Consider the following 4,816-nt stretch of genomic DNA (forward strand, 5'->3'; position numbering starts at 1 on the left):
TAGAGGCCTATTATAAGGATATGCAGCACCAGATAGAGTACCGCCAGGGCTACACACCCTCCTTAACCGACCCGGAAGAGGATTTTGTGTTTGGCAAAGGCTGGGCCTACGGGGCAGAGTTCTTTATCAACAAAACCAAAGGCCGCTTTACCGGCTGGCTGGGTTATACCCTGGCCTGGACCTGGCGACAGTTCCCCGCCCTGAACCAGGGCAAAAAGTTCCCGGCCAAGTACGACCGCCGCCACGACCTGGTGCTGGTAGCCAATTATGAGCTTACCCCCAAATGGCACCTGTCAGGCGTGTTCATTTACGGATCCGGCAACACCACCACACTGCCATCACAGTTCTATATGATAGATGGCTCCCTGGTGCAGGAATACAGCAATATTAACGGTTACCGCATGCCGGCCTATCACCGCATGGACCTTTCCGCCGTGTATACTCCTAAACACCGGCCCGATAAGCATTTCCAGAGCAGCTGGGCATTTTCCATCTATAACGTGTACAGCCGTATGAATCCGTACTTCCTGTACTTTGATCAAACCGGGGGCGTGCTGGGTAATAACCTTACCATCCGCGCAAGGCAAGTATCTTTATTCCCGATACTACCGTCTATTACGTGGAACTTTAAGTTTCAGTAACCAGCTATTAGCCTTTAGCTGTTAGCTTTTAGCTGTTTGTGTTTTGCTAATAGCTAAAGGCTAAAAGCTAACAGCTGACTGCATTCCCGACGCACCACCTGCACTTACTTTTAATACCTGGCAGCGAAAAGCTAATAGCTAACAGCTAAAGGCTAAAAGCTAATTACTAAATTGCTTATCTTCGCAAGCATTTCATTTATTTAAATTTAACGGCTAACAGCAAGGAGCTAAGAGCTTGATATTATGATCAATATTACTTTTCCGGATGGCGCAGTCCGTCAGTATGAACCAGGAGTAACTGCATTAGACATTGCCAAGTCCATCAGTGAAGGATTGGCACGTAAAGTATTGTCAGCAAAAGTGAACGGGCAGGTGATCGATGCTACCCGCCCTATTGACACAGATGCCACCCTGCAATTACTCACCTGGACGGATACGGACGGCAAGGCAACCATGTGGCACTCCTCCGCCCACCTGATGGCAGAAGCCCTGGAAGCCCTGTACCCCGGCGTAAAGCTGGGCATAGGCCCCGCCATTGAAAATGGTTTTTATTATGATATAGACCTGGGCGGCCAGGCCATTACGGACGAGGACCTGAAGAAGATAGAGACCAAGATGGCCGAACTGGCCAAACAGAATAATATATATGTACGCAAGGACGTAAGCAAACCTGAAGCCCTGCAGTATTTTACCCAGAAAGGGGATGAATACAAGCTGGAGCTGATCAACGACCTGCAGGATGGTACCATTACCTTCTATACCCAGGGCGGGTTTACGGACCTTTGCCGCGGACCGCACATTCCCAATACCGGTTTTATAAAAGCTATCAAGCTTACCAATATTGCCGGCGCTTACTGGCGTGGGAATGAAAAGAACAAGATGCTCACCCGCATTTACGGCATTACTTTCCCCAGCCAGAAAGAGCTGGATGAGTACCTGACCCTGGTGGAGGAAGCTAAAAAGCGTGACCACCGCAAGCTGGGTAAAGAGCTGGAGCTGTTCACCTTCTCCGAAAGGGTAGGGCTGGGCTTACCATTATGGCTGCCCAAAGGCGCTATGCTGCGTGAACGCCTGCAAAGCTTCCTGCAAAAGGCGCAGGTGGAAAGCGGATATCTGCCGGTAATAACTCCGCACATTGGCAGCAAGAACCTGTATGTTACTTCCGGCCACTACGAGAAATATGGCAAGGATAGCTTTCAGCCCATTCATACACCGGAAGAAGGCGAGGAGTTCCTGCTGAAACCCATGAACTGCCCGCACCACTGCGAGATCTATAAATCATCGCCCAGGTCGTACAAGGACCTGCCGGTGCGCCTGGCGGAATTTGGCACCGTGTACCGTTACGAGCAGCACGGTGAGCTGCATGGCCTTACCCGCGTACGCGGATTTACTCAGGACGATGCGCACCTGTTTTGCCGGCCCGACCAGGTAAAGGACGAGTTCATTAAGGTAATAGACCTGGTGCTGTATGTATTCCGCAGCCTGAACTTTACAGACTATACCGCCCAGATCTCCCTGCGCGATAAAGAAGACCGCAGCAAGTACATTGGTACCGATGAGAACTGGCACCTGGCAGAGCAGGCCATTATTGAATCAGCCGCTGAAAAGGGACTGAACACCGTAGTAGAATATGGCGAGGCCGCCTTTTATGGCCCCAAGCTGGATTTCATGGTAAAGGATGCCTTAGGCCGTAAATGGCAGCTGGGAACCATCCAGGTGGATTACAACCTGCCGGAGCGTTTTGAGCTGGAATACATTGGCGCCGATAATCAGAAGCACCGCCCGGTAATGATCCACCGCGCACCTTTTGGCTCCCTGGAACGATTTGTGGCCGTGCTGATAGAACACTGTGCAGGTAAATTCCCGTTGTGGTTAACGCCTACCCAGGTAAAAGTGCTGCCAATTAGTGATAAAAGCCTGATCTACGCAGAAAAAGTGGCTGAATTGTTAAAAAATGCTGAAATTCGCGCAGAGATAGACGACCGCAATGAGAAGATCGGTAAAAAGATCCGGGAAGCGGAGCTGGCCAAAGTACCTTACATGCTGGTACTGGGCGAAAAGGAAGCCACAGAGGAAACCGTAGCTGTAAGAAGGCAGGCCAAAGGCGATCTTGGAACCATGAACCTCGACCAGTTTATAGGCCTTGTGAATGATGAGGTAGTGAACCGGAAACCTTTTGAATAATTTTCGATCAAGGTATAATAATTGCTACATATTTAACCTTAAATTTGTAACACTTGTAAAACAGGCCGGTAAAAACTAATACGCCGGCAGCTTAGGACAATTATTAATTAATTTTATTCTTTTTAATGCAATCACCCAGACCAAATTTTAACCGCGGGAGAAACCCGAACTTTCGCAGGGAACAACAGCAAGAACATCGTACCAACAGAATGATACGTGTACCGGAAGTAAGGCTAGTAGGAGACAATGTGGAAGTTGGTGTTTATAGAACAGACGAGGCTTTGCACATGGCTGAACAACAGGGACTGGACCTGGTAGAAATATCCCCAAATGCTACGCCCCCCGTATGCCGCATCATCGACTATAATAAATTCCTGTACGAGAAGAAGAAGAAGGAAAAAGAGATGAAGGCCAAGGCGCACAAAAGCGAGGTGAAAGAGATCCGCTTTACGCCTAATACGGACGATCATGACTTTGACTTTAAAGCCAAACATGCGGAGAAATTCCTGAAAGATGGCAATAAGGTAAAAACTTATGTACAGTTCAAAGGCCGCGCAATTATGTTTAAAGAGCGTGGTGAGCTGATCCTGCTGAAGTTCGCAGAACGCCTGGCAGAAGTAGGAGCGCTGGAAGGTATGCCTACCATGGAAGGTAAACGTATGATCGCCATTTTTGCACCAAAGGCAGCCAAGAAGAAAGAAGGCGGCCCCAAGGAGCCTAAAGAGCCCCGCGAGCCAAGGGAGAACAGGGAGCAATCACCTGCACCCCGCCCGGTTGAAAGCAAACCGGAAGGAAACAGCTAACAGGTTTATCCTCATATAATTAGCAACTGTAAACCGCTCTGATAGTTCAGAGCGGTTTTTTTATCCCCATACATGTGTATAATTTATATAAATTAAATATTTATATTATTAGATTTAATTATTATATTTGTACTTGTCATGTATTAGCGGGTTTATTCCTTTGACCTGATGACAATGAAAAACAGACTATCCAAGAGAACCTAAGCGCCAAGATCAGGGATAAAGACAACTTGCGATCACATTGACCCCTTACTACTATTGAAGTTGCTAACTATTAAATTTTCCTCGTATGTTAAATCTAAGAGCCTGTCACACACTCTTATTTATCTGTATCACAGCTATGCTGCTTTCTTCCTGTAAAGGAGTAACGAATGAAGAGTATTTTAAGACCAGCTTTTATCAGAATGAAGATAAGCTGAAGCGGTTGAATCACATGATCGATTCACTGATAGTACCTCAACTTGACCATACTGAATATACCCGGTACATTATTGTGGATTGCGACAAGGAGGGGGCCAAAAGCCATTCCAATAAGGTTTGCAACCCAATGATCACCGATCTTATGCGGGAGCTGAAAGTATCATCCGTGAACCTGGAAAAAGGTCCCTGTGATGCTACTGACCGTTACAGCCTGTATATATACAAGCTGAACTCCCAGAATGAGGACAAAGACATTAACCACTATTACTATTATCACGACCTGTGTGATAATAGAACAGAGGCCAAAATGGGTAAGGATTATACGTACATTCCCTTCAGCGATCACTGGTCGTTATTTGTTGGGAAGAACTAACGTACACTCCTGTACGAAGGAAATGTAGTTATGATATTTAAAAGGGCCGTTCCGCAAAAAGTGTGGAACGGTTCTTTATGTTGTTAGTGATATATCCTATGAAACCGAGCATGAAACGATGGTTTATTTTAGCAGGCATTACCTTAATGCTGATCGATGCCTGTGTGAGCGTGGGGGTGAAGAAACCAAAGCCAAAACCCAAACCAACAAAGATCAGCGTACGGTATTACCAGGTAGCAGGCGATTCTATGTTGCGGCATGATAGCTGTTTGTCTGAATTGAATAGTGTTAAAAGTATTTGAGCCGGTGATAAATAATCCCATCCGTTAAGTAACATGTTTAAACTGATCACTCTGATAATTGAAACCGGTGCCATTGTAGGAATTGCTTATCTT

At 46.7% G+C, this 4,816-nt stretch carries 4 protein-coding genes and 1 pseudogene; all 5 read left to right on the plus strand.

Translation table 11 applies throughout. The annotated features are described in order from the left end of the window. Positions 1-641 (plus strand): annotated as a pseudogene (locus VIM87_RS27930) (TonB-dependent receptor); the annotation flags it as partial. Between the two features lie 243 nt (positions 642-884). After that, entirely contained in the window at positions 885-2,825 is a 1,941-nt protein-coding gene (gene thrS, locus VIM87_RS27935) for a threonine--tRNA ligase (protein ID WP_332000167.1), read from the plus strand. A gap of 125 nt (positions 2,826-2,950) precedes the next feature. Next, a complete protein-coding gene (gene infC, locus VIM87_RS27940) occupies positions 2,951-3,628 on the plus strand; it encodes a translation initiation factor IF-3 (RefSeq protein WP_332000168.1) in 678 nt (225 codons plus the stop codon). A gap of 289 nt (positions 3,629-3,917) precedes the next feature. Continuing rightward, a complete protein-coding gene (locus tag VIM87_RS27945) occupies positions 3,918-4,421 on the plus strand; it encodes a hypothetical protein (RefSeq protein WP_332000169.1) in 504 nt (167 codons plus the stop codon). A 110-nt stretch (positions 4,422-4,531) separates the two neighbouring features. Then, positions 4,532-4,723: a hypothetical protein gene (locus VIM87_RS27950; RefSeq protein WP_332000170.1), complete on the plus strand. Its 192-nt coding sequence runs from the start codon at positions 4,532-4,534 to the stop codon at positions 4,721-4,723. Positions 4,724-4,816: the final 93 nt, after the last annotated feature.

The sequence above is a fragment of the Chitinophaga sp. genome, from assembly GCF_036569125.1.
Classification (GTDB): Bacteria; Bacteroidota; Bacteroidia; order Chitinophagales; family Chitinophagaceae; genus Chitinophaga.

What these genes read in the sequence shown, in the direction of transcription:
- thrS (WP_332000167.1), top strand. Translation starts at nt 885, where the DNA reads ATGATCAATATTACTTTTCCGGATGGCGCAGTCCGTCAGTATGAACCA.
- infC (WP_332000168.1), top strand. Translation starts at nt 2,951, where the DNA reads ATGCAATCACCCAGACCAAATTTTAACCGCGGGAGAAACCCGAACTTT.
- VIM87_RS27945 (WP_332000169.1), top strand. Translation starts at nt 3,918, where the DNA reads ATGTTAAATCTAAGAGCCTGTCACACACTCTTATTTATCTGTATCACA.
- VIM87_RS27950 (WP_332000170.1), top strand. Translation starts at nt 4,532, where the DNA reads ATGAAACGATGGTTTATTTTAGCAGGCATTACCTTAATGCTGATCGAT.